Consider the following 23,813-nt stretch of genomic DNA (forward strand, 5'->3'; position numbering starts at 1 on the left):
CTTTTTTATTTTACAGTTTAAGGGAAAATATATTGACAAATTTCGATATGTAGTACATAATAAAATAAATCGATGAATATAGATATGAGGTGAGCGTATGGATAATAAATACGAGGAATATGCTAACGTATTCAGGGCGCTTTGCGACCCAAACAGGCTTATGATAATTGACATGCTGAAAAGTGGGGAAAAATGTGCTTGTAAGATATTAGCTGAGCTAAATATCGTACAGTCAACGCTTTCGCACCATATGAAAATTTTATGCGATTCGGGCCTTGTAAACGGGAGAAAACAGGGGAAATGGATGCATTATTCACTTAATAAACAGGGATTTGATATAGCAATGGAAATTCTTTTAAAGATTGAGGAACCAATTAAACAAGTTGAGGATAAGTGTGCATGTTAATAAAAACGATGTGGGACTTTTTTCAATATCAGATATTAGGTATGAGATGGCTGAACGAGTTAATCGGCAGCCTTCTTAATACTATTGGGTTAGACGTAAACGAAGACGTCGGTGGAAGTATTCAGTTTTTTATTTACGACATGGTAAAAATCATGGTGCTTTTGTCAGTGCTTATATTTATCATTTCATATATACAAAGCCACTTTCCGCCTGAACGTACCAAAAAGATTCTAGGGAAATTCAACGGTTTAACGGCGAACATATTAAGTGCCCTGCTCGGAACGGTAACACCATTTTGCAGTTGTTCTTCTATTCCGCTTTTTATAGGCTTTACAAATGCAGGGCTGCCTCTTGGAGTCACATTTTCGTTTCTGATTTCTTCGCCGCTTGTAGACTTAGGCGCGCTTATACTTTTGATGAGTATATTCGGGGTTAAAATCGCAGTGTCATACGTTATTGTAGGGCTTATTCTGGCGGTAGTTGGCGGTACTATGATCGGAAAGCTAAAACTTGAAAATCAGGTCGAACAGTATGTATATGCAGGAAAGGGAGTTGACATAGAATCGCCTACCCTAACTCGAAAGGAGCGGCTAGTCTATGCCAAAGACCAAGTTGCCGCTATAGTAAAAAGGGTATGGCTTTATGTAGTCTTAGGCGTTGGCATAGGGGCTATAATTCACAACTGGATACCGGCAGACGCGATCAATGGAATATTAGGAGATAAAAACCCATTTTCGGTATTGCTTGCGACCATAGTCGGTATACCTATGTATGCGGATATCTTTGGTACTATACCGATAGCAGAGGCTTTGTTTGCAAAAGGAGTGGGCATCGGAACCATACTTTCGTTTATGATGGCCGTAACCGCGTTGTCCCTACCCTCTATAATAATGCTTAGAAAAGCTGTAAAACCAAAATTACTTGCTATATTCATTTTAATCGTAACTATTGGAATTATAATAATCGGGTATGCCTTTAATGCCTTTGGATATCTTTTAACTTAATTAATATTTAAATTTAATCATAAAAGGAGAAATGTTACTATGATAATCAAAATTTTAGGTTCTGGATGCAAGAATTGTGTAAAACTTGCGGAAAATACTGAAACAGCTCTTAAAGAACTTAACTTAAGTGCTGTAATCGAAAAAGTCACAGATTTTGCAGAGATTTCAAAATATGGGGTGATGTCTACACCTGCACTTGTTGTTGACGGGAAGGTAAAATCATTTGGCAAGGTACTAAAACCTAAGGAGGTTGCCAAAATTTTAGAAAAGGCTGGTGAGTAACTTGCCCGGCTGCTGTAAAGAATGCGGATGTACCAGTAATTGTAATGGTGAACCTGAGAAAAAGGAAATAGTTATAGATTTTTTATATCTTGATTTAAGCGTTTGTGAGAGATGCCAGGGAACGGAAAATAATCTTGATGAAGCAATAGATGAAGCAAGTAATATCCTAAAGGCAGCAGGATATGATATCAAGTTAAATAAAATTAATATCATATCAAAAGATCTTGCAATGAAGTATGAATTTATGAGTTCGCCAACGATTCGTGTTAATGGAAATGATATTGCTTTTGAATTAAAGGAATCTGCATGCAAGGAATGTGGAGACTTATGCGGTAGCAGCGTTGAATGCAGAGTATGGAACTACGAAGGGAAAGATTACAACTATGCACCGAAAGAACTTATAATAAATGCTATTTTAAAGGAAGTATACTCAAATAACGATATATCACATAAAAAAGAAGAATACAAACTCCCCCAAAATTTAGAAGTATTTTTTGAGGGCTCTTCAAAACTAAAATAAGTGGGTAAAGGTGTATGCGTATAGTGGTTATTGGTGCTGTAGCAGCCGGAACGTCTGCTGCGGCAAAAGCAAGGCGAAATAATGAAAATGCACAAATAACTGTCTATGAAAAAGACAGCTACATTTCATATTCTGGTTGTGGAATGCCGTATTATATTGGCGGAGAAGTTAAAAGTGCAAGCGAACTTGCTATTCGTGATGCTGTTTTTTTTAAAAGTAGATACAATATCGACGTGATGGTAAAGCATGAAGTTAAAAAAATATATCCGGATGAAAAAATCCTAGAAATTTTAAATCTTTTAACAGGTGAAATATTCACAGATAATTATGATAAACTTATAATTGCAACGGGAGCCTCCGCAGTTATCCCGCCGATAAAAGGCGTTGACAGGCCCCATGTGTTCACACTTAGAAACCTAGGTGATATGAATAAAATCAAAAAGTTTGTAGACTTGAATAACCCTAAAACAGCCGCTGTCTTAGGCAGCGGATTTATAGGGCTTGAAGTATGCGAAAATTTTAAAAAACTAGGTATTAAAGTTACTTTGATTGAAAAAATGCCTAAAGTGTCGCCTAACCTAGATAACGACGTTTCGGTTTATTTAAAAGATGTCCTAATTAAGAACGGTATTAGCGTTTATACCAATACGTCTGTTAATGAGATTACAGCCGGTAATGTTATTACGTCTGATAAAACCAGTATACCTGCCGATATTGTGCTGCTAGCCGCTGGAGTTAAGCCAAATATACAACTTGTAAAAAATTTAAGGTTGGAATTTGGAACCTCAGGAGCAATCATAGTTGATAGTAAAATGCAGACAAGCATTAAAGATATCTATGCCTGCGGGGACTGCATTGAGCAATATCATTTAGTATCGGGCAAAAGATTATATAGGCCGATGGGATCTACTGCAAATAAGACGGGCAGAATAGCAGGAAATAATGCTACCGGTGGTAATATGGAGTTCGGGGTATTCTTGGCACAAGTATTTTCAGTGTTTTTGAAACGGCAGTAGCACAGACGGGGCTTAGCGAGAAGGAAGCCAAAGACCAAGGTTATGATGTAGCCGTTTGCTACAATATAAAGCCGAATAAACCAAAGTATATGAACGGCAGTGAAATGGTCATAAAAGGTGTTGCGGATAAAAAAACCAGCTGCCTGCTGGGCGTTCAGATAATTGGACAAGATGGGGTAGATAAAAGGATAGATGTATTTGCAACTGCTATTTCATTTAAGGCAAAAGTAAGTGATCTTTTTCACCTGGACCTTTCTTATGCTCCGCCTTTTTCAACGACCAAAGACCCTGTTGCATATACGGGGATGATACTGGATAATGAAATCAATAATGGCAGAAAGCTCATTACGCAAAGTGAGCTTGATTTGCTTATGGAGTCTGGCAAAAGATATGAGTTGATTGATACAAGGGAAAAGGAACAATATAATAAGAAACATATTAAAACTGCAAGGAATATTCCGCTTAGAGATCTAAGAAGCGAACTTGAAAAACTTGACAGGAACGTTATTACCGTTACATATTGCAATAAAGGAATAACAGGTAATGCTGCGCAAAATATTCTTATAGGAAAAGGGTTTAAAAAAGTTTATAACTTATCCGGAGGGATAAGCCATTATATGAAAGCCCATGGGGAATAATAAAAACTGCCCAAGAAGCTTACGTCTTGAGCAGTTTTTATATTATACAAAATCCACTTTGTATTTATAAAACCAGTAATCAAGCTGTATAAGCCAGGCAATCATTTGCGGCCTAGACATAAGCTGGCCAAACCAAGTTGTATTTTCCGAAGAGAGAAATTCTTTAAATGCCTTTTTATCTATAAGCCTTGACACAACTGAATCAGGTGATGAAAGCCTTTTTTCGAGCATTGAGAGTACGATGGTTTCATACTCGGGATTATGAGTTTTTGGATAGGGGCTTTTTTTACGGTTTAATATTTCGTTTGGCAGGTAATCTTTCATAGCATTTCTAAGCAATGCTTTTTCGACGTTCCCTTCAAAACGTATCTCCCATGGAACGTTAAAAACGTACTCCATTATTCGGTGGTCTGCAAACGGTACACGCACCTCAACTCCACTGGCCATGCTCATTCGGTCTTTCCTCTCTAAAAGCGATGTCATGAAGTAATTTACAGATAGCCAGACGGCCCTTCTGCTCTGTGCCATAGAGGGGGTGTCAGAATCTAAGACCGGGCATTGCGAGAGGCTCTTAGTGTAAGCGTTAGAGAGATATTCAAAGCCCTCATTTGATTTTACAATACTGTCGTCAAAGAGGTTTATACGTTTAAATGGATCATGGATCCATGGGAAGAAATTCTTTTTAAGCATTTCTTCACGGTAAAACCACGGATACCCGCCAAAAATTTCATCCGAACATTCGCCGGAAATCGCTACGGTATGGTTTTCTTTTACTTTTCTGCAGTAATAAAGCAGCGAAGAATCGATATCCGCCTGCCCAGGCATATCTCTTGCAGTCGTAGCTTCAAAGAGGGCATTTGCCACTTCTGCAGTTGGTGCTGTCAATACTGTATGGTTTGTTTTCAGGTATTTGGCAAGCAGTATGGCATATTGGTCATCTCCCTGTGGCTGGAAAAGGGTGCTTTTGAAGTTCTCTTTATTACCTTCATATTCAAACGAATAAGACGACAAAACCATACCGTTTTTTTGGTATTCTTTTGCTGCAACAGAGGTTATTACAGAGGAATCCAAGCCTCCTGATAAAAATGTACAAAGCGGAGCATCGGAAACAAGCTGGCGCTTAATAGCATCTATAAGAAGCTCCCTTGTATGTTCAATTGCCGTATCTCTGTCTTCGTTAAATTCTTCCGCCTTAAAGGACCAATATTGGGTTATTTTAAATTCTTCGGCAGTTAAAACCGCGTAGCAGGCAGGTTTTATTTCGTATATATCTTTAAAAATGCTTATACCATTTAACCGTACAGGTGAAAGATATAAAAGCTGCCAAAGCCCGTATTTATCTATTTTAGGTGCAACATCCGGATGTTTAAGCAAAGCCTTAACTTCTGATGCAAACAGGAACGTAGTGTTAAGTTTAATATAAAAAAGCGGCTTTATTCCGAATCGGTCCCTCGCTATATAGACTTTTTTATCGTCTTTATCAAGTATGGCGAAGGCAAAGATGCCGTTTAATTTTTCCGCACATTTTTCTTTGAATATGATATATGTATAAAGGACTATTTCAGTATCGCACCGTGTTTCAAAGGTGACACCATACTTTAAGAGCTCGTTTTTCAGTTCATCCATGTTGTATATTTCACCGTTATATACAATTGTGTATTCTTTGCCGTTAAAAATCCTGGTCATTGGCTGGAGGCCGTTTTCGATATCGATGACTGCCAGACGGTTATGCTGGAAAACTGCATTTTCATCTACAAAAAGGCCGTTTTGGTCCGGCCCTCTGTGAGCCATTACGCTTCCCATCTTTAAAACTATTTCTTTTGAAACCTTCTCTCTTTTTGAAAAATCAACAAGTCCGCAAATAGAGCACATATGAATCCTCCCTAAACAGGCACAAAGACGCCAAAATGCTAAGACGCCTTTGCCAAAGTATTTTTATTATTGCCCGCCAATCAAGTTTTGATGAGTTTAACCGGCACCAATATAATAAAGTTTGTGTTTAGCTTATTAAAAAGCTAACTCCATATATTTAATATATGCTTGAAGAAGAAAATAACACCACAAAAAACTTAGTTTTAATTTCATTAGAACAAAGGTAAATAACAACGTTTAAAAGAATTGCATATATTTATAGTGCAACTAAGCATATATTTTCAATAAAACAACTTACAAATTATAGTTTTAGAGGGAAGAAATTTTATTGACAAAGAATTTATGCTATGTTAAACTGATACAAATAAAATTTGATTTGGAGTTTTTGTCATGACGAATTTTCTGTTTGCAGTCGTCAACGTCATAATTATTATCAGCATTATCAATTTCGTCCTTGTCATTATAGGCAAAATTGGTAGTGTAAATTGGCGCTTGCATAAAACAGGAAAATTCGAATGATATAAAGATATATTTAAGTCCGTATGAACATACATTCAAAACTAAGCCCTGTTGTGCAAAGCGCCGCAGGGTTTTATTTTTTAAAGTTTAAGAAAAATATTTTGACTTATGTCACATAACAGAAAGGAGAAAAAATATGAATGGTGCAGCTATCATAGTAAATACGCTGATAGAGCAAGGTGTAGATACCGTTTTTGGTTATCCAGGCGGAATGGTAATAAACATCTATGACGAGCTTTACAAATCATCATCTAAAATCAAACACTATCTTTCCTGCCACGAGCAAGGAGCCGCGCATGCCGCTGACGGATACGCGCGTACTACGGGTAAGACCGGCGTCGTAATCGCTACTTCTGGCCCGGGTGCAACGAATTTAATTACGGGTATCGCAACTGCATATCTCGATTCTACTCCTATGGTTTTTATAACAGGCAACGTACCTTGCGGTTTAATCGGCAGGGACAGCTTCCAGGAAGTGGACATATTCGGCATTACGATGCCTATTACAAAGCATAACTATATCGTAAAGGATATTACAAAGCTTGCCGATACGATAAGGCAGGCATTTAAAATAGCTAATGAAGGCAGGCCGGGGCCGGTTTTAATTGACGTGCCTAAGGACATTCAGGTCACTGAATACGATTATAAAGAAGCTAAAAAATACGAAGCTTCACACTCTAAAGTCATTGACTTAAGTATGATGGATGAAGCCACAAAAATTATAGAAAAAGCCAAAAAGCCGTTTATCTATATCGGCGGCGGGGTTGTTATGTCAGATGCAGGTGAGGAAATAAAGGCACTTGCAGAGAAAATAGACGCTCCGGTAGGCTCAAGCATGATGGGGCTAACCGCTATTTCAAACAGCTTACCAGAGTTCTTAGGGATGACAGGGATGCATGGGAAATACGGTGCTTCAAGGGCAATGGCGGAATCAGACCTTATAATTGCCGTCGGGACACGTTTTTCCGACAGAGCAACAGGCAATACAAAGGAGTATGCAAAAGGCCGCAAAATCATTCATATTGACATAGATCCAGCTGAAATAGGCAAGAACGTTCCGGCTTATGTTTCACTAGTTGGAGACGTAAAGGAAGTTCTTGATAAACTCTTAGCGGCGATAAAGAAGCAAACGCGTAAAGAGTGGAAAGAAGAAGTTGCCAAAATTAAAAATTCATATGAAAATACTGTTTGCATGCCTAAGAACGAACTTAATCCGCAATGTTTGATAGAAACAGTGCGCGGCATGACAAATGATGATACAATAATAGTTACAGACGTAGGACAGCACCAAATGTGGGTAGCGCAATACTATCGTTTTGAGAAGCCACGTACATTCATAACGTCCGGAGGCCTTGGAACCATGGGCTTTGGATTAGGGGCTGCGATAGGTGCATGTATTGGTTCTGACAAAAAACGTACAGTACTATTTACGGGAGACGGAAGCTTCCATATGAATTTTATAGAACTTGCGACTGCTGTTACAAATAAACTGCCGATAGTTGTTATAGTCTTAAACAACCGTGTTCTTGGTATGGTTCGCCAGTGGCAGGATATTTTCTTTGGAAGCCGTTACTCAAATACTGTTATAGACAGGAAGACAGATTTCGCCGAAGTTGCAAATGCCATGGGAGCAAAAGGCATACACTTAAATGATTTCACCAAACTAAAAGACGTTTTAAAAGAAGCGTTTGACCAAAACGGCCCGGTGGTTATTGATGCTACGATAGATAAGGACGAAAAAGTTCTGCCGATGATTATACCAGGCGGGACTATAAAAGACATTCTTTTAAGGAGGTAGTATGATGAAAAAAGAAAGATTTGTAATCTCAGCCATTGTGAATAACGAATCTGGGGTACTCACAAGAGTGTCTGGGCTGTTTGCCAGAAGAGGCTTTAATATAGACAGCTTATCTGTCGGTGAAACGGAGAACAGCGAGTTTTCCCGTATAACGATAACTGCGACGGTTGAGGACTATATAAAGGAACAGATAATAAGGCAGCTAGAAAAATTGCACGACGTTAAAAAAGTGGAGCTTATGGACAGAGAGAGGACAGTTTTAAGGGAGCTTTTATTAGTGAAAGTAAAAGCTCAGCCGAGTAAAAGAAGCGAAATTTTTGAAGCCGTCAATGTTTTCAGGGCAAAAGTCATTGATATGTCACCTGCATCGCTTATTATTGAAATAACGGGCGAGACAGCTAAAATCAATGCATTTATTGAGTATATAAGCTCATTTGGTATAACTGAACTTTGCAGAACAGGCGTTACCGCAATGGGCCGAGGAGAATATAAATTAAAGGATAAGAAAACCGAGGAGGAAAATTAAAAATGGCAAAATTATTTTATGAAAAGGACTGCAATCTTGACGTCTTAAAAGGAAAGACAGTGGCTGTCGTAGGCTATGGAAGCCAGGGGCACGCACATGCGCTTAACTTAAAAGAAAGCGGAGTAAACGTAGTCGTTGGGCTTTATGAAGGATCCAAGTCTGCTAAAATAGCCAAAGAGGCAGGACTAGACGTTAAACTTACGGCAGATGCAGTTAAAGCAGCGGATATAGTTATGATTTTGGTTAACGACGAAAAACAACCTGATCTATATAAAAAGGACATTGCACCAAACCTTAAATCCGGTATGACATTGGCTTTCGCACATGGATTTAATATCCATTTTGGTCAGGTTACGCCTCCTGAAGACGTTGATATCGTTATGATCGCTCCAAAAGGCCCGGGACATACAGTCCGCAGCCAGTATCAAGAAGGAAGAGGAGTTCCATGCTTAGTAGCAGTTCAGCAGAACTATACCGGAAAAGCATTGGAAACAGCGCTTGCATATGCCGCAGGAATCGGTGCTGCAAGAGCGGGAATCCTTGAGACCACATTTAAAGAAGAAACAGAAACAGACCTTTTCGGTGAGCAGGCAGTCCTTTGCGGCGGTGTTGCAGCTCTTATGAAAGCCGGATTTGATACACTTGTAGAGGCAGGATACCAGCCTGAAAGCGCATCCTTTGAGTGCGTTCATGAGATGAAGCTTATTATAGATTTAGTTAATGCAGGCGGGCTTTCATATATGCGTTATTCGATAAGCGATACAGCTGAATACGGTGATTATATGATAGGGAACCGTATTATAACTGATGAGACGAAGAATGAAATGAAAAAGGTTTTAAATGAAATAAAAGATGGAACATTTGCCCGCAACTGGATACTTGAAAATAAGGCAAACCGTCCTAACTTTAATGCCAGAAGAAGAATTGAAAAAGACAGCCTTGTTGAAAAAACAGGAGAAAAACTTCGTTCCCAGATGATCTGGCAGAAGAAATAGTTAGGTGTTTAAGCCATCTTTAATTAATGAAAGGTTTTAATAAATTGATTTCAGATAATATAAAAAAAGGCGCAGAACGCGCTCCGCACCGGTCTTTGCTCAAGGCCTGCGGATTAACGGATAAACAAATAAGAAAACCCATAATTGGCATCGTAAATTCGTTTAACGAAGTTGTGCCCGGGCATATACACTTGCAGCAGATTTCACGTGCGGTTAAGGACGGAGTCTTAGCAGCAGGTGGTACCCCTATAGAGTTTAATACTATAGCTGTATGCGATGGTATTGCAATGGGGCATACCGGCATGAAATATTCGCTTTGCACACGTGAGATAATAGCGGACAGTGTTGAATGTATGGCAAAGGCACACAGCTTTGACGGGCTGGTTTTTATACCTAACTGCGATAAAATAGTGCCGGGTATGCTTATGGCTGCTGCAAGGCTTAATCTTCCTTCCGTATTTGTTTCGGGCGGACCTATGCTTTCCCTCCCGGATACTAATGGAAATTACCGCGATTTAAACAGTGTTTTTGAAGCGGTAGGCGCATATAAAAACGGAACTATAAGCGAAGAAGAATTATGCGAAGTTGAGGGGAGTTCCTGCCCGGGATGCGGATCTTGTTCCGGCATGTTCACGGCTAACTCTATGAACTGCCTGACTGAGGTCGTAGGGCTTGCGCTTCCAGGTAACGGGACTATACCTGCAGTCTATGCCGAAAGGATAAGGCTTGCCAAAGACGCCGGAGAGGCGGTAATGGATCTGGTTAAAAACAATACATGCGTACGGGATATATTATGTGAAAAATCAATCCATAATGCTTTAGTAGTGGATATGGCGCTTGGATGTTCTACAAATACAGTCCTTCATTTGGCAGCTATAATAAATGAGCTTGGATTAGATTTTGATTTACACACGATAAACGATATAAGCGCTAAAGTACCGAATTTATGCAAAATCGCACCAGCAGGCAACCACCACGTTCAGGATTTATACAGGGCAGGAGGCATATATGCAATAATGTCTGAACTAGATAAGGCAGGACTTATTGATACGTCTCTTTTAACCGCAAATGGAAAGACCATTAAGGAAAACCTGGTAGGCGTTAAAGTCAAGGATTATGAAGTCATACACTCGATAGATAAACCATATGCAAAGGTAGGCGGGCTGGCTGTATTGTTTGGCAACCTTGCTAAAAACGGTGCAGTTGTAAAGAGAAGTGCTGTTAAAGAAAAAATGCTTTGCTATACGGGCACTGCAAGGGCATTTGACAGCGAACAGGAGGCCATAAAGGCTATTTACGCAAAAGAGATAAAACCGGGGGATGTAGTAGTCATACGCTATGAAGGCCCGGCAGGAGGGCCGGGAATGCGCGAAATGCTGTCCCCGACATCTGCACTGGCCGGTATGGGATTAGACGACTGCGTCGCCCTTATAACAGACGGGCGTTTCTCAGGCGCAACGCGCGGAGCTGCCATTGGGCATGTTTCGCCGGAAGCCGCTGCCGGAGGTCTTATAGCTTACGTTAAAGACGGAGATAAAATATCTATTGACATAAATAACTGTTCTATCAATTTAGATGTTTCGCCGTCTGAAATCGAAAAGAGAAAAGCGACGATGAGCCTTAAAAAGCCGGAGGAATTGAGCGGATACCTTAAACGGTATGCAAGAATGGTTTCCTCGGCGGACAAAGGCGCCGTTCTTAATTAGAATTTTTATAATTTAGATATAGAGGGCAAAAAAGTTACATTTTATAGTAACTTTTAGTTTCTCTTACAAAGAAAGGAAAAAATATGAGGCTGGAGATTTTTGACAGCACACTGCGCGACGGAGCACAAAGCGAAGGTATATCTTTTTCCGTGCAGGACAAATTGAATATCGTAAAAGCGCTGGACGACTTCGGAGTAGCATATATCGAAGCAGGTAACCCTGGCTCTAACCCTAAGGATATAGAGTTTTTCGAGAAAGCTTCGAAGATGAAACTTAAAAATGCCAAACTCTGTGCCTTTGGAAGCACCAGGCGAAAAAATCTTGCGGTTGAGGAAGATAAAAATGTTGTTTCGCTTTTAAAAGCAAAAACGGATTCTGTTGCTATATTCGGAAAAGCTTGGGATCTGCATGTTTTTAAAATACTCAATGCAACGCTTGATGAAAATTTATCTTTAGTTGAAGATACGGTATCCTTTTTCAAAAAACAAAGTAAAGAGGTTATATTTGACGCGGAGCATTTTTTCGACGGATATAAAGCTAACGGAAAATATGCTTTTGATGTACTTGATGCAGCGGCAAGAGCCGGTGCAGATGTGCTCTGCCTATGCGATACCAACGGAGGTGCTACACCAACAGAGGTATTTGAGGTAACTAAAATGGTTCGTGACAGGTTTTCAGACATCCGTATCGGGATACACTGCCACAATGATACGGGCTGTGCAGTTGCTTCTTCTATGCTGGCTGTAAATGCGGGTGCCAAACATGTCCAGGGGACATTTTTAGGAATAGGAGAGCGTGCCGGAAATACCGATTTAAGCGTTTTTATCCCGAATATGCAGTTAAAACGCGGATATACATGTATTGAGGGGGGGCTAACCAAGTTAACAGACACTGCGCATGTACTGTCTGAAATATGCAATATCGCTTTGCCTTCTAACAAACCATATGTCGGTGCAAGCGCTTTTGCTCACAAAGGCGGTATGCATATAGACGGAGTAACGAAGATAACATCTTCTTTTGAACATGTAGATCCGGCCTTAGTTGGAAATACGAGAAGGTTTTTAATGAGCGAAGTTGCAGGAAGGTCTATGGTACTTGCAAAAATAGCTACCATTGCACCGGAATTAAGCAAGGATTCACATGAAACTGCTCAGATAATAAAGCATTTAAAGGAAATGGAACATGAAGGATATCAGTTTGAATCGGCAGATGCCAGTTTTGAACTTATGGTTCTAGATGTTCTAGGCAGGTTTAAGCCTCATTTCAAGCTCAATATGTATAAGACGAGCGGTGAGTTTCCATCTCCAGACGGAGAGATGAGTGCTTCTGCTATGATAAAGATCATAGTTGACGGAAAAGATGAAACTACGGCAGCAGTCGGCAATGGCCCGGTGCACGCGCTGGACCTTGCACTTAGAAAAGCGCTTTGCGTATTTTACCCGGAGCTTAAAAAAGTGCGTCTTACCGATTATAAGGTACGTGTACTGACGGCGGAGCATACGACGGGATCTAAAGTCCGTGTTTTGATCGAAAGCTCAGACGGGGAGGACGTATGGACTACTGTAGGCGTATCTACCGACATAATCGCTGCAAGCTGGCAGGCTTTGGCAGATTCTATTGAATATATACTATATAAGAAAGCAGGGAAAATATAATGGGAATGACAATGACTCAAAAAATACTCGCCTTTCACTGCGGGGAGAAAAACGTTAAGGCGGGCGACATGATAATGGCAGATGTCGATCTCGTTCTTGGAAACGATATCACCTCTCCTGTTGCGATAAACGAGTTTAACAAGGCGGGCTGTTCATGTGTATTTAACGGCAGTAAGATAGCAATGGTCTTAGACCATTTTACGCCGAATAAGGATATAAAAGCAGCAGAACAATGTAAAAAAGTCCGTGAATTTGCGGCAGAAAAAGAAATTGTAAATTTCTTCGACGTAGGTGAAATGGGAGTTGAGCATGCGCTTTTGCCTGAAAAAGGCCTGGTAGTAGCCGGGGATTTAGTTATAGGGGCAGACAGCCATACATGTACTTACGGGGCACTGGGTGCGTTTTCAACAGGCGTTGGTTCAACGGACATGGCTGCAGCTATGGCATATGGGAAAGTATGGCTTAAGGTGCCGGCAGCTATGAAATTTAACCTTACCGGAAAGCTAAATAAATATGTATCAGGAAAAGACGTAATCCTTTATATAATCGGTAAAATAGGCGTAGACGGTGCACTTTACCGCTCTATGGAATTCACTGGCGACGGTGTTAAAAACCTGACTATAGACGATAGGCTTTGCATCTGCAATATGGCTATAGAGGCAGGTGCCAAAAACGGAATTTTCCCTGTAGATGATATAACTATCGATTATATAAAAGAGCATAGCAACAGGGAACCAAAAATATTCGCTGCCGATGCCGATGCAGAATATGAAAGCGTAATGGACATAGATTTATCTAAGATACGCCCTGTTGTAGCATTCCCGCATTTACCGGAAAATGTAAAGAACTTTGACGAAATTGGGAAAATAAAGATAGACCAGGTTGTAATCGGCTCTTGCACTAACGGAAGACTTTCCGATCTAGTTGCTGCTGCTGAGATCATAAAAGGCAAAAAAGTCGCAAAGGGAATAAGAGTCATTGTTATACCTGCGACACAAAAAATATATTTAGAAGCAATGAAGATGGGGCTTTTACAAACATTCGTAGAGGCAGGATGCGCTGTATCTACGCCGACATGCGGGCCGTGCCTTGGCGGACACATGGGGATATTGGCAAAAGGCGAGCGCTGTGTAGCCACTACCAACAGGAACTTCATCGGCCGAATGGGAGATACAAAGAGCGAAGTATATCTTGCGAGCCCTGAGACTGCCGCGGCCTGCGCATTAACCGGAGAAATAACTTCTCCTCAAGCTATATAAGGTAAAAACGAAAGGAGAAAGTAAATGAAAGTTAAAGGCACAGTTTTGAAATACGGCGATAACGTCGACACAGATGTTATAATACCTGCTAGATATTTAAATACTTCTGATCCGAAGGAACTGGCAAAGCACTGCATGGAGGATATAGACAAAACTTTTGTCACTCGCGTAAAACCAGGCGACATAATGGTTGCAGACAATAACTTCGGGTGCGGTTCTTCGCGTGAACATGCGCCGATCTCTATAAAAGAATCCGGTATTTCATGTATCATAGCAAAGAGTTTTGCCAGAATATTTTATAGAAATGCGATAAATATAGGGCTTCCCATCATAGAGCTTTCAGCGGACATAGATGATGGAGACGAGCTTGAAATAGACTTTTCTGAAGGGAAAGTATTTAATATAACAAAAAATCAGACTTATGAATTTACGGCTTTTCCAGAGTTTCTGCAAAATATAATAGACAACGGTGGGCTTTTGAATTCACTGAAAGCCTTAAAAAGAGGTGCAAAATGAAGTTTGGTATCGCAATTGTAGAAGGGGACGGAATAGGCCCTGAAATAATGTCATCAGCCATAAAAGTATTGGAAACTGTTGGTGAAAAATACGGGCACAGGTTTTGTTTTAAAAAAGCTGCTGCCGGAGGAAGGGCTATAGACTTATACGGCGAGCCGCTTCCGGAAGAGACCATGAAAATCTGCCTTGAAAGCGATAGTGTGCTTTTAGGCGCGGTTGGAGGGCCAAAGTGGGATACGCTTCCGGGGCATTTAAGGCCGGAAAGAGCTTTGCTTGGTATCAGGAAAGGTTTGGAGCTATATGCAAATCTGCGCCCTGTTAAACTAATACCTAATTTAAAAGATGCTTCTCCGCTGCGTGAGGACATTATCGAAAAAGGGTTTGACATACTGATCGTTCGTGAATTGACAGGCGGTATCTATTTCGGAGAAAGAGGACGGGCAGAAGGCAAAGACGGGCAGGAAGCTTTTGATACAGAAAAATACAGTGTTAAAGAAATTGAGCGTATAGGGAAAATTGCTTTTGAAGTTGCTGGAAAACGTCAGGGAAAAGTGTGCAGCATAGACAAGGCAAATGTTCTTGAGAGCTCGCGGCTTTGGCGCGAAACTATGCACGAACTTGCTAAAAATTATCCGGGCATTGAATACCGCGATATGCTGGTAGACAATGCTGCAATGCAGCTTATCGCTAATCCGGCACAGTTTGATGTTATAGTTACAAGCAACCTTTTCGGAGATATTTTATCCGATGAAGCCTCTCAGTTGACAGGTTCTATAGGGATGCTGTCTTCAGCGTCTCTGGGTGAGTCGAAGCGAGGCATGTATGAGCCGATACATGGTTCTGCGCCTGATATCGCAGGGAAAGATATCGCAAATCCAATAGCCACTATTTTATCCGTGGCAATGATGTTAAGGTTGTCTTTTGACCTGGATAAAGAGGCAAAATGTATTGAAGATGCTGTTTATAAGACCCTTGATAAAGGATATAAAACAAAGGATATTGCTACGCAAGGTGCAAAAGCTGTCTCATGTACTGAAATGACAGAGCAGATAATACGTGAGATCAACGAACTTTAATTTATTTTAAAGAGGCTGCTAAAAAGAGCAGCTTTTTTTATGTTCTTTAATAAAATTATTGACATATGACCATAATATAATTATAATAATTATGAGCATATGCTAATAATATATTTTTAAAGGAGGAAATAAAAATGCCAGGAAGAGATGGAACAGGCCCTGTTTTTGATACACCGGTGAGAGGCAGAGGTATTTTTTGTACACGTAATTTTAATCGTGGGTATACGGCCAGCCAAAGATATAGAGCTAGAAATTTTAATTATGAAAACATAAACGAAGATTTAGTAAAAACACCAAGATGGGTACACTTTGGATGTCGATATGCTGATAGTGATTTATCCGACGTACAGAGAAAAGAGCTGTTAATCCGGCAAGCGGAGTATTTACAAGACAGGCTTAAAGAAGTGAAAAACAGAATTTCAGACATTGAGAAAGAGTAAACTAAGTTTAACTATTAAGAGAAAAGTCTTCTAGACTTTTCTCTTAATTTAAGTAATGCAAATCAAATAAGAGGATATTATAATTGACATAAGCTAATAACGCTTGTAAACTTAACGTGTAAAAATTTTTGGCAGCATTAGGGAGATAAAATGGAAATATTTCTAGATTGCCTGCCCTGCACATTGAGGCAGGTTCTTGAGGCTTCGCGTATGGTAACTAACGATACCAAATTACAGGAAAAAATAATGGAGGAATCGCTAAAGGTTCTTTCAAATTATAAAAACTTTAAATGTTCACCGGATATGGGAAGGGCAATGCACAATATAGTTAAAAAGTATACGGGTGTTTTGGACCCATACCGAAAGATTAAGCTACGGGATATGGAAGAGGCTAAAAAGGTATACCCGATGTTAAAACGCTTTTTAAAGGAAAAAGATGGAAGCAATTATTGGGCACTTAAGGTAGCTGCCACGGGTAATATTATCGATTCTGCGATTATTAATATAAAGGACATTGAAAGTGTAGTTGAAGAAGAACTTGAAAGAAAATTTGTAGTATGTGATATAGACATCTTTGAAGAAAAGTTAAAGACAGCTAAAAGCCTCTTGATTTTAGGTGATAATGCAGGGGAAACTGTCTTTGACAAGGTTTTTATCGAGAATTTACCTGATATTAATATCACTTATGCCGTTAGAAGCGAGCCTGTTTTAAACGACACTACGGAAAAAGAGGCTTATGATTCCGGGCTTGGTGAATGCACTAAGATAATATCTACCGGATGCAGCGCACCGGGTTTGATCTTAAAAGAGTGCAGCAATGAGTTCCTAAATATATTTAATACCGCAGATATAGTAATAAGCAAAGGGCAGGGAAATTTTGAGGCTTTAAGCGATTATAACAGAAAAGTATTTTTCTTGTTAAAAGCAAAATGTCCCAAAATATCCAGTATGTTAGATGTTGATTTATACGAATACGTTTTTAAAAATAAATAAATTAAAAATCTTAAAACGGAGTAAATAATATGGCAAGACCTGTTAAATGGAGAAGGATAGAAAATGTTCCTTTATTCTCGCACTTTGTCCCATCTGAAAAAGGTGTATGCGATCTCCCTAAAAATATATTAAAACTAGAAGAATTAGAGGCGATTCGTTTAAAAGATTTAGAAGGCCTCGAACAAGAGGAGTGTGCCCAAAGGATGGAGGTTTCCCGCCCGACATTTCAGCGCATACTTATTTCTGCAAGGGAGAAGATAGCGGATAGCCTTATTAAAGGGAAAGCAATACATATTGAAGGCGGCAACTTTACACGTAATATATGCGCTGTCAAATGCCTTAATTGTGGTAATGTATGGACGGAAAGCTACGAGAATTTGGAGAAAATTAAAAACGGAGCATATTCCTGCCCAGAATGCAATTCAAATAACGTTGTATGCGAAAAGAACTGCAAAGGAAAAGCCTGCGGTAAAAATTGCCGGAGACGCGGACATAATGAATAACATTAAAAGATTTATGCTATTTTAATGGCGTTTTTTGTCTAATATCTTAAGACCGGTAACTAGAGATAATCACACTTCATATAATAAATTAACGCATGTAAAATTATTATAGGGGTGTGATAGGTTTTGGAAATATACATAGTAAAACCAGTCGACAGCGTCTATTCGATCGCTCAGAAATATGGCGTAACGCCGCAATCAATTATAGATAACAATGCTATAAGCGACGACAGCAGATTAATGGCCGGTCAAGCGCTTGTTATAGTATTGGAGGATATTAAGCACAGGGTTACAGCCGGGCAGTCGCTTTATTCTATTGCACGCATGTACGGAACGACCGTATCTAATCTGCTTGCAGCAAATCCTGGCATAACTAACCCGGCGCAGCTACAGATCGGGCAGATAGTAACAGTCCCAAGAGGCGCACAGCAAAAAAGGACTATAGATGTCAACGGTTATGCTTTCCCTAGTATTAACAGAGACGTTTTATCAAAGACACTCCCTAACCTTACATATTTAAGTATTTTCAGCTATACAGTAAAACCTAACGGTACCCTTTCAACGATAAATGATACTCCGCTGATAACGGCGGCACGGGGAGAGAATGTGGCCCCCATTATGGTAATTACAAATATAATTGAGGGTGAGGGATTTGATAGTGATCTAGCCCATGTAGTCCTAACGGACACGGGTACCCAGGATGTTCTTTTAAATAATATAGTTGAGATTCTTAACAGTAAAAATTATTATGGGTTGGATATAGATTTTGAATACGTATATCCGCAAGACAGAGAAGCGTATAATGCATTTCTTAGAAAAACAGTGGCAAAGCTTCGCCCACTTGGGTATGCGATCATAACGTCGATTGCTCCAAAATTAAATGCAAACCAGCCAGGGCTATTGTATGAAGCGCACGATTATCCGGTCCATGGGGCTTTGTTAGACCATGTGGTAATAATGACTTATGAATGGGGGTATACTTACGGCCCGGCGCAGGCGGTATCGCCTATAGATCAGGTTGAGAAAGTGTTGCAATATGCTGTATCAGTAATCCCAAGTAAAAAGATTTTGATGGGCATGCCAAATTACGGATATGATTGGACGCTGCCATTTGTCGAAGGATCGTCAGCGCGTTCTATGTCGAACCTGCAGGCTATCGAGCTTGCCCAGCAGGTAGGGGCGCAGATCCAGTATGATGAGAAATCCCAGGCGCCGTTTTTTAATTATTATGACAGCGAAGGCAGGCAGCATGTGGTCTGGTTCGACGATGCAAGAAGCATAAGGGCAAGATTAAGGCTGGTAGAAAAGTATAACTTAGGCGGCGTGAGCTACTGGACTATAAATTTTTACTTCCCACAAAATTGGATCGTTTTAAATTCCATGTACAATGTAAACAAGGTATTATAAACATAAAAAATTAAAGCCGGTTTCAGCCGGCTTTTTTATTGCTTAAATAAATCTAAAGAAATTAAGACTTATAAAATTGCAATTTTTTTAAAAAAAATTTCAAAAAGCACTATTATTTTTAATTAAAATATGATAGAATAATTACTTGCAAGGAATGAATATGACTTTTATCATCGCTTAAATATCTTTTTAATTATTAATAACGATATAGTAAATCTATTCATTAGCAACTTATATTATTGATTTGATAAAATTATCAATAAAAACGGTATAAAAAATTCACATCAGTTAAAAGACTCTTGTCAAAAATTACACAAATTTTAAAATAATTTAATAATATCAATTCTTTAAATAAAAACTAAACAAAAAACGATTGATTTTGGTATGCCGTTTTTTACAGATATAAAAATTTTGTATGATTAGAGAAATGGAAGGAAAATTATGAAAGTATTTCAAATAAAACTATCATTAACAAAAGACACAAAGGATTTTGTGAGGATAACAGCCAGGCAACCTTTTGATATAGACTTGCAATCTGGTAGGTATATCGTCGATGCAAAATCTATTATGGGAATATTTAGCCTTGATTTGACAAAACCCGTTCAAGTTACTATACATAGTGACGACTGTGATGAATTATTAAAAGAGTTAGAAGTTTATAAGGTGTAACAGCCTGCCTATATTTATAAGATCAGATTTTGTTTTGATTATATAAAGTGGATAGCTATTTAAGAATGATAGATTATAAGTTTAGTTTAAAATATTATACCATAGAAGGGAAACATCGAATTGTTTAATATAATTTTTACTGTAGGGTTATTTATTATTATTTATATAATGATTGCGTCTGAAAAGTTACCAAGAATGACGGTTGCTCTTTTCGGAGCGGCTATGTTATTATTATTTAAGGTTTTGACGCAGGATGAGGCAATTGAGAAAATTGACTTTAATACTATTGGCCTGCTAATAGGCATGATGATAATAGTTAATATTTTAAAACGTACAGGTGCGTTTGAGTATCTTGCAATTAAAGCCGCAAAGATGGTATCGGGCGATCCCTGGAAGATAATTGTTGCTTTTGTTATTTTGACGGCAGTAGCCTCTGCATTTCTAGATAATGTAACGACTATACTGTTAATAATTCCTGTAGCTTTAGTTATAACAGAAACTCTTGAGGTAAATCCTATTCCGTTTATATTGCCGTTGATTTTAGCCTCTAATATAGGCGGCACATCTACCTTGATAGGCGACCCGCCAAATATCATGATAGGTAGTGCGACGGGATTAGGTTTCATGGATTTTTTAATAAACCTGGCGCCTATAATTATAGTAATTACGATTGTTACGATATTCATATTAAAATTAATGTTTAAAAAGTCTATGCACGTATCATCTGATAAGTGTGCCAGTATCATGCAAATGGATGAAAAACTTGCAATTAAAGATAAAGTCTTATTAAAAAAAGGAATTTTCGTATTGGGATTAACAATGATCGGATTCATTTTACACCAATATTTAAACTTTGAATCCGCAACTGTTGCACTCATTGGCGCAGCTTTACTCCTTTTAATAAGCAGAATAGAGCCAGAAGAAATCTTGATTGATGTTGAATGGCCGACTATTTTCTTCTTTATGGCACTTTTCATTATGGTTGGAGGCCTAGAGGCAGTTGGCGTTATTGATGTAATAGCTGGCGGTTTATTAGATATAACAGGCGGGAATATGCTGCTAATGGTTATATTTATATTATGGGGTTCCGCTCTTGCATCTGCTTTCCTAGATAATATACCATTTGTTGCAACAATGATCCCGCTTTTAAAAAGTGTAGCAGTTATGTCTGGTTTATCTGTAACACCATTGTGGTGGGCATTAGCACTTGGTGCATGTTTAGGCGGCAATGGAACTATGATAGGAGCTTCTGCAAATGTTATAGCAAGCGGTATGCTCGTAAGACACGGCTATAAGCTGACTTTTATGAATTACTTAAAGGTCGGTATGCCAATTATGATAGTTTCCATTGTGTTAAGTACAGCTTACTTAATTATCTTTTATGTGTAGAGAGGTTTTGTTATGAAAAAGTATATTTCAACTGAGGTATCAGAATACACAATCAAATTGCAGCAATTAGGGGGCAAGGTACAGGCAATTAATAGTAGCTTATGTTATGTAATTTTTGATCTTGACGGATTTATATTACAATATAATTATAATGTAAATCGCAGGGGCAACTATTTTTTGGAAAGGACAAAGCCATATAGGCTTGCTTTGCAGGAAGTCAGCTCAGAAGCGGACGTTGTTAAACTCATAAAAAAGGATCTGGAGAAATTTAAAAATGCGCTTAAATCATCTCATATTGAAAAATTTATTTCAATAGCAAAACAGATATGTTCTACTTTGAATACATATGAGGATACTTTTTTAAATTACAATATACCAGACGAAAAAGTTAATAAAATTTATAAAAAAATCTTAGCACTCGAGATCGAAATAGATATTATTAGGGAAATTGCAAAGAAAGTAAATCAAGGGCAAACGAAATAAGTTTTTAATTTCACAAATCTATTTTTAAATTAAATGCTAATAAAGGCGGAGTTAAGCTTACCTTTATTAGCGGAAATAATTAACTATAAATATACTATTTTTAGTTAACTGGTTTATCTTACTCATGTTAGTATACTAATAAAAAAGCCGGTTGGACCAGCTTTTTTATTAGTAATTTCTAATTGTTTTTTAACATATAATTTTCTAAAAAATTTTAAAAATATACTACACAATTTTCAATTTATATGATACACTATCTGATTGTGAACTAAATATTCATCTGAAGGGGTATTAATATCTATGAACAGAATAATAAGGTTTGTTCCGATGATCAATACGGTAAAAACCTACTCTGGCAAGCTGTTTCGTGCAGATTTTGTAGCTGCGCTTTCAACGCTTGTCGTAACGATCCCGCAGTGCATGGCATGTGCCTTGATTATAGGGATTGATCCGGTAATTGGATTATACACTGCGGTAGTTTCGATTATAATCTCATCGATTTTTGGCAGCTCAGAATTTTTAATTACCGGGCCAACAAATGCAATAGGGCTTATGATAGCTATGGCTGTTGGAAAAATCATTCCTGGTATAACAGATGAAGCATTGAGGCTGCCAGAAACACTCCAAATTTTATGCCTAATGACTTTGATAGTAGGCATTATACAAATTTTATTCAGCGTTTTTAAAATTGGCAAGTTACTGGACTTTGTCTCCCATTCCGTTATGCTAGGCTTTACTACAGGCGCGGGGCTTTTAATAGGACTGAGCCAGTTAAACTCGTGGTTTGGGATAACTATTGCAAACTCAAATGAAATGATGCCTTATGAAAAACTTTGGCATATGGTAGAGCAGATAGGCCAAACGAATTTTTATTCGTTAGCATGCGGAGCATTTGTAATAATTGTTATTCTTTTAATGAAAAAGTTCTTGCCGAAGTTCCCTGGGCCATTCATTGCTATGATAGCCTCTGCCGGTATAGTGTATATTATGATGCAGACTGGAACGATACCATCGGACTCTATAAAACTTACACAGGAGATAACAGAAGCGCTACCTTCCTTTGCACTACCTAATTTCAGCTTTATTACTAATGGGGCGATGTGGTCTTCATCTCTTGCTGTTGCTATTATTGCCTTAATAGAGGCAATTGCTATTTCAAAAGCACTGGCGATAAAAAGCGGAGTTAAAGTCGATGTAAACCAGGAATTTATGGCACAAGGTTTTGCAAACGTAGGGGCATCGTTTTTTAAAGGTATAGTATCTTCAGGTTCATTTTCAAAGACTGCGACTAACTACCAGTCTGGTGCAAAAACACGTATGGCTGCTTTGTTTACCGGATTCCTTTTAATGCTGACGCTTGTCTTCTTTAAGGGCTATGCCCATTATATACCGACTCCGGCCCTTTCCGGTGTTATGATGGTAATTGCATATTATTTAATCGATGTAAAAGAGATAAAAAAACAGTTTAAGATGGGCGGGGCAGATCTTATTGTTGCTATTGTCACTTTTGCAGCAACATTGATTGCAGACCTTGATCAAGCTGTTTTCGTTGGTGTTGGTCTTTCGCTGATTCTTTATCTTAAAGATTCTAACCGTGTTACTATGAAAACACTTGTTCCGTCTGAGCGTTTTCCAGGGCAGTTTAAGGAAAGGAAAGCAGACTGGATATTGACACACAAAGCAGATATATTAGTAGTTCAGTTTGAAGGTAATTTATACTTTGGTGTGGCTAACGATATGGAAGAAAAGATGGAAGCTCTCCTCGGCCGTGCACATGGGTTTTTGCTTCGTATGAAACGGGTAAATAATATTGACTTAACAGCTATTGAAAGTATTAAGCATTTTATCATTGCTGCAAAGCAAGCGGGCGATTTAGTAGTAATTTCCGGGCTCAAACCACGAATTCATGCAATGCTAAAAAAAGGCGATATAGTAGACTTGGTAGGCGAAGAGAATCTATTTTTCTCAGAGGAGTATATGCTACAGAGCTCCAATGCTGCACTTATAAGGTTGCGTGATATTGTAAAGGAAAAAAAAGAAAATTTATAACTGATTGTTAGTTGAGTTATAGTTTAATAATAGGCTCCTTAAATGGAGCCTATTTATTTTTAAATATCGTTGACAATTAGATAGCCAGAGAA

23 protein-coding genes are annotated in these 23,813 nt (G+C 38.7%); 22 read left to right on the top strand and 1 reads right to left on the bottom strand.

What is annotated here, in order from left to right:
- Positions 1 to 97: 97 nt before the first annotated feature.
- The 6 genes from R2876_05180 to R2876_05205 are packed head-to-tail and all read left to right on the top strand — an operon-like array spanning position 98 to position 3,866.
- The gene (locus R2876_05180) at positions 98 to 406 is read left to right on the top strand and encodes a metalloregulator ArsR/SmtB family transcription factor (protein MEZ4358005.1); all 309 of its coding nucleotides are present in this window, start codon (positions 98 to 100) and stop codon (positions 404 to 406) included.
- Positions 400 to 1,410, top strand: a complete 1,011-nt coding sequence (locus tag R2876_05185; GenBank protein ID MEZ4358006.1) for a permease — start codon at positions 400 to 402, stop codon at positions 1,408 to 1,410. The genes R2876_05180 and R2876_05185 overlap by 7 nt, the downstream gene beginning before the upstream one ends.
- Positions 1,411 to 1,449: 39 nt before the next feature.
- A complete protein-coding gene (locus R2876_05190) occupies positions 1,450 to 1,692 on the top strand; it encodes a thioredoxin family protein (GenBank protein MEZ4358007.1) in 243 nt (80 codons plus the stop codon).
- A gap of 1 nt (position 1,693) precedes the next feature.
- Complete coding sequence (locus R2876_05195; GenBank protein ID MEZ4358008.1) at positions 1,694 to 2,212, top strand: DUF2703 domain-containing protein; 519 nt, start codon at positions 1,694 to 1,696, stop codon at positions 2,210 to 2,212.
- A gap of 14 nt (positions 2,213 to 2,226) precedes the next feature.
- Positions 2,227 to 3,228 carry an FAD-dependent oxidoreductase gene (locus R2876_05200; protein ID MEZ4358009.1) on the top strand — a complete coding sequence of 334 codons (1,002 nt, stop codon included), beginning with the start codon at positions 2,227 to 2,229 and terminating at the stop codon, positions 3,226 to 3,228.
- Positions 3,201 to 3,866: a rhodanese-like domain-containing protein gene (locus R2876_05205; GenBank protein MEZ4358010.1), complete on the top strand. Its 666-nt coding sequence runs from the start codon at positions 3,201 to 3,203 to the stop codon at positions 3,864 to 3,866. Before R2876_05200 ends, R2876_05205 begins: the two co-directional genes overlap by 28 nt.
- Before the next feature lie 42 nt (positions 3,867 to 3,908).
- Here the strand turns inward: R2876_05205 and asnB are convergent, their stop codons facing one another.
- Complete coding sequence (gene asnB, locus R2876_05210) at positions 3,909 to 5,738, bottom strand: asparagine synthase (glutamine-hydrolyzing) (GenBank protein MEZ4358011.1); 1,830 nt, start codon at positions 5,736 to 5,738, stop codon at positions 3,909 to 3,911.
- A gap of 655 nt (positions 5,739 to 6,393) precedes the next feature.
- Between asnB and ilvB the strand changes: the two genes are divergently transcribed.
- The 16 genes from ilvB (at position 6,394) to R2876_05290 (ending at position 23,721) form a co-directional block, all read left to right on the top strand.
- Positions 6,394 to 8,055 (top strand): biosynthetic-type acetolactate synthase large subunit, encoded by a 1,662-nt coding sequence (gene ilvB, locus R2876_05215; protein MEZ4358012.1) that lies wholly within the window; start codon positions 6,394 to 6,396, stop codon positions 8,053 to 8,055.
- 4 nt (positions 8,056 to 8,059) lie between these two features.
- The gene (ilvN, locus tag R2876_05220) at positions 8,060 to 8,581 is read left to right on the top strand and encodes an acetolactate synthase small subunit (GenBank protein MEZ4358013.1); all 522 of its coding nucleotides are present in this window, start codon (positions 8,060 to 8,062) and stop codon (positions 8,579 to 8,581) included.
- 2 nt (positions 8,582 to 8,583) lie between these two features.
- Positions 8,584 to 9,576 carry a ketol-acid reductoisomerase gene (gene ilvC / locus R2876_05225; GenBank protein MEZ4358014.1) on the top strand — a complete coding sequence of 331 codons (993 nt, stop codon included), beginning with the start codon at positions 8,584 to 8,586 and terminating at the stop codon, positions 9,574 to 9,576.
- Between the two features lie 44 nt (positions 9,577 to 9,620).
- Entirely contained in the window at positions 9,621 to 11,282 is a 1,662-nt protein-coding gene (ilvD, locus tag R2876_05230; GenBank protein MEZ4358015.1) for a dihydroxy-acid dehydratase, read from the top strand.
- A gap of 83 nt (positions 11,283 to 11,365) precedes the next feature.
- On the top strand, positions 11,366 to 12,937 hold the full coding sequence (gene cimA / locus R2876_05235; protein MEZ4358016.1) for a citramalate synthase: 1,572 nt from the start codon (positions 11,366 to 11,368) through the stop codon (positions 12,935 to 12,937).
- The gene (gene leuC, locus R2876_05240; protein ID MEZ4358017.1) at positions 12,937 to 14,196 is read left to right on the top strand and encodes a 3-isopropylmalate dehydratase large subunit; all 1,260 of its coding nucleotides are present in this window, start codon (positions 12,937 to 12,939) and stop codon (positions 14,194 to 14,196) included. The genes cimA and leuC overlap by 1 nt, the downstream gene beginning before the upstream one ends.
- A 24-nt stretch (positions 14,197 to 14,220) precedes the next feature.
- Positions 14,221 to 14,712 (top strand): 3-isopropylmalate dehydratase small subunit, encoded by a 492-nt coding sequence (leuD, locus tag R2876_05245; protein MEZ4358018.1) that lies wholly within the window; start codon positions 14,221 to 14,223, stop codon positions 14,710 to 14,712.
- Complete coding sequence (leuB, locus tag R2876_05250; protein MEZ4358019.1) at positions 14,709 to 15,788, top strand: 3-isopropylmalate dehydrogenase; 1,080 nt, start codon at positions 14,709 to 14,711, stop codon at positions 15,786 to 15,788. Before leuD ends, leuB begins: the two co-directional genes overlap by 4 nt.
- 134 nt (positions 15,789 to 15,922) lie before the next feature.
- Positions 15,923 to 16,228: a DUF5320 domain-containing protein gene (locus R2876_05255; GenBank protein MEZ4358020.1), complete on the top strand. Its 306-nt coding sequence runs from the start codon at positions 15,923 to 15,925 to the stop codon at positions 16,226 to 16,228.
- A 150-nt stretch (positions 16,229 to 16,378) separates the two neighbouring features.
- Complete coding sequence (locus tag R2876_05260) at positions 16,379 to 17,221, top strand: ARMT1-like domain-containing protein (protein MEZ4358021.1); 843 nt, start codon at positions 16,379 to 16,381, stop codon at positions 17,219 to 17,221.
- Positions 17,222 to 17,250: 29 nt separating this feature from the next.
- Entirely contained in the window at positions 17,251 to 17,724 is a 474-nt protein-coding gene (locus tag R2876_05265) for a DUF134 domain-containing protein (protein ID MEZ4358022.1), read from the top strand.
- 126 nt (positions 17,725 to 17,850) lie between these two features.
- Complete coding sequence (locus R2876_05270) at positions 17,851 to 19,131, top strand: glycosyl hydrolase family 18 protein (protein MEZ4358023.1); 1,281 nt, start codon at positions 17,851 to 17,853, stop codon at positions 19,129 to 19,131.
- Between the two features lie 441 nt (positions 19,132 to 19,572).
- Positions 19,573 to 19,800, top strand: coding sequence for an HPr family phosphocarrier protein (locus R2876_05275; protein ID MEZ4358024.1), 228 nt, complete (start codon positions 19,573 to 19,575; stop codon positions 19,798 to 19,800).
- Positions 19,801 to 19,968: 168 nt separating this feature from the next.
- Complete coding sequence (locus R2876_05280; protein MEZ4358025.1) at positions 19,969 to 21,189, top strand: ArsB/NhaD family transporter; 1,221 nt, start codon at positions 19,969 to 19,971, stop codon at positions 21,187 to 21,189.
- A 12-nt stretch (positions 21,190 to 21,201) separates the two neighbouring features.
- The gene (locus R2876_05285) at positions 21,202 to 21,672 is read left to right on the top strand and encodes a hypothetical protein (GenBank protein MEZ4358026.1); all 471 of its coding nucleotides are present in this window, start codon (positions 21,202 to 21,204) and stop codon (positions 21,670 to 21,672) included.
- Positions 21,673 to 21,972: 300 nt separating this feature from the next.
- Positions 21,973 to 23,721 (top strand): SulP family inorganic anion transporter, encoded by a 1,749-nt coding sequence (locus R2876_05290; GenBank protein MEZ4358027.1) that lies wholly within the window; start codon positions 21,973 to 21,975, stop codon positions 23,719 to 23,721.
- The last annotated feature ends 92 nt before the right edge of the window (positions 23,722 to 23,813 follow it).

The organism is Eubacteriales bacterium, from assembly GCA_041390245.1.
Lineage (GTDB): Bacteria > Bacillota > Clostridia > Christensenellales > JAWKQI01 > JAWKQI01.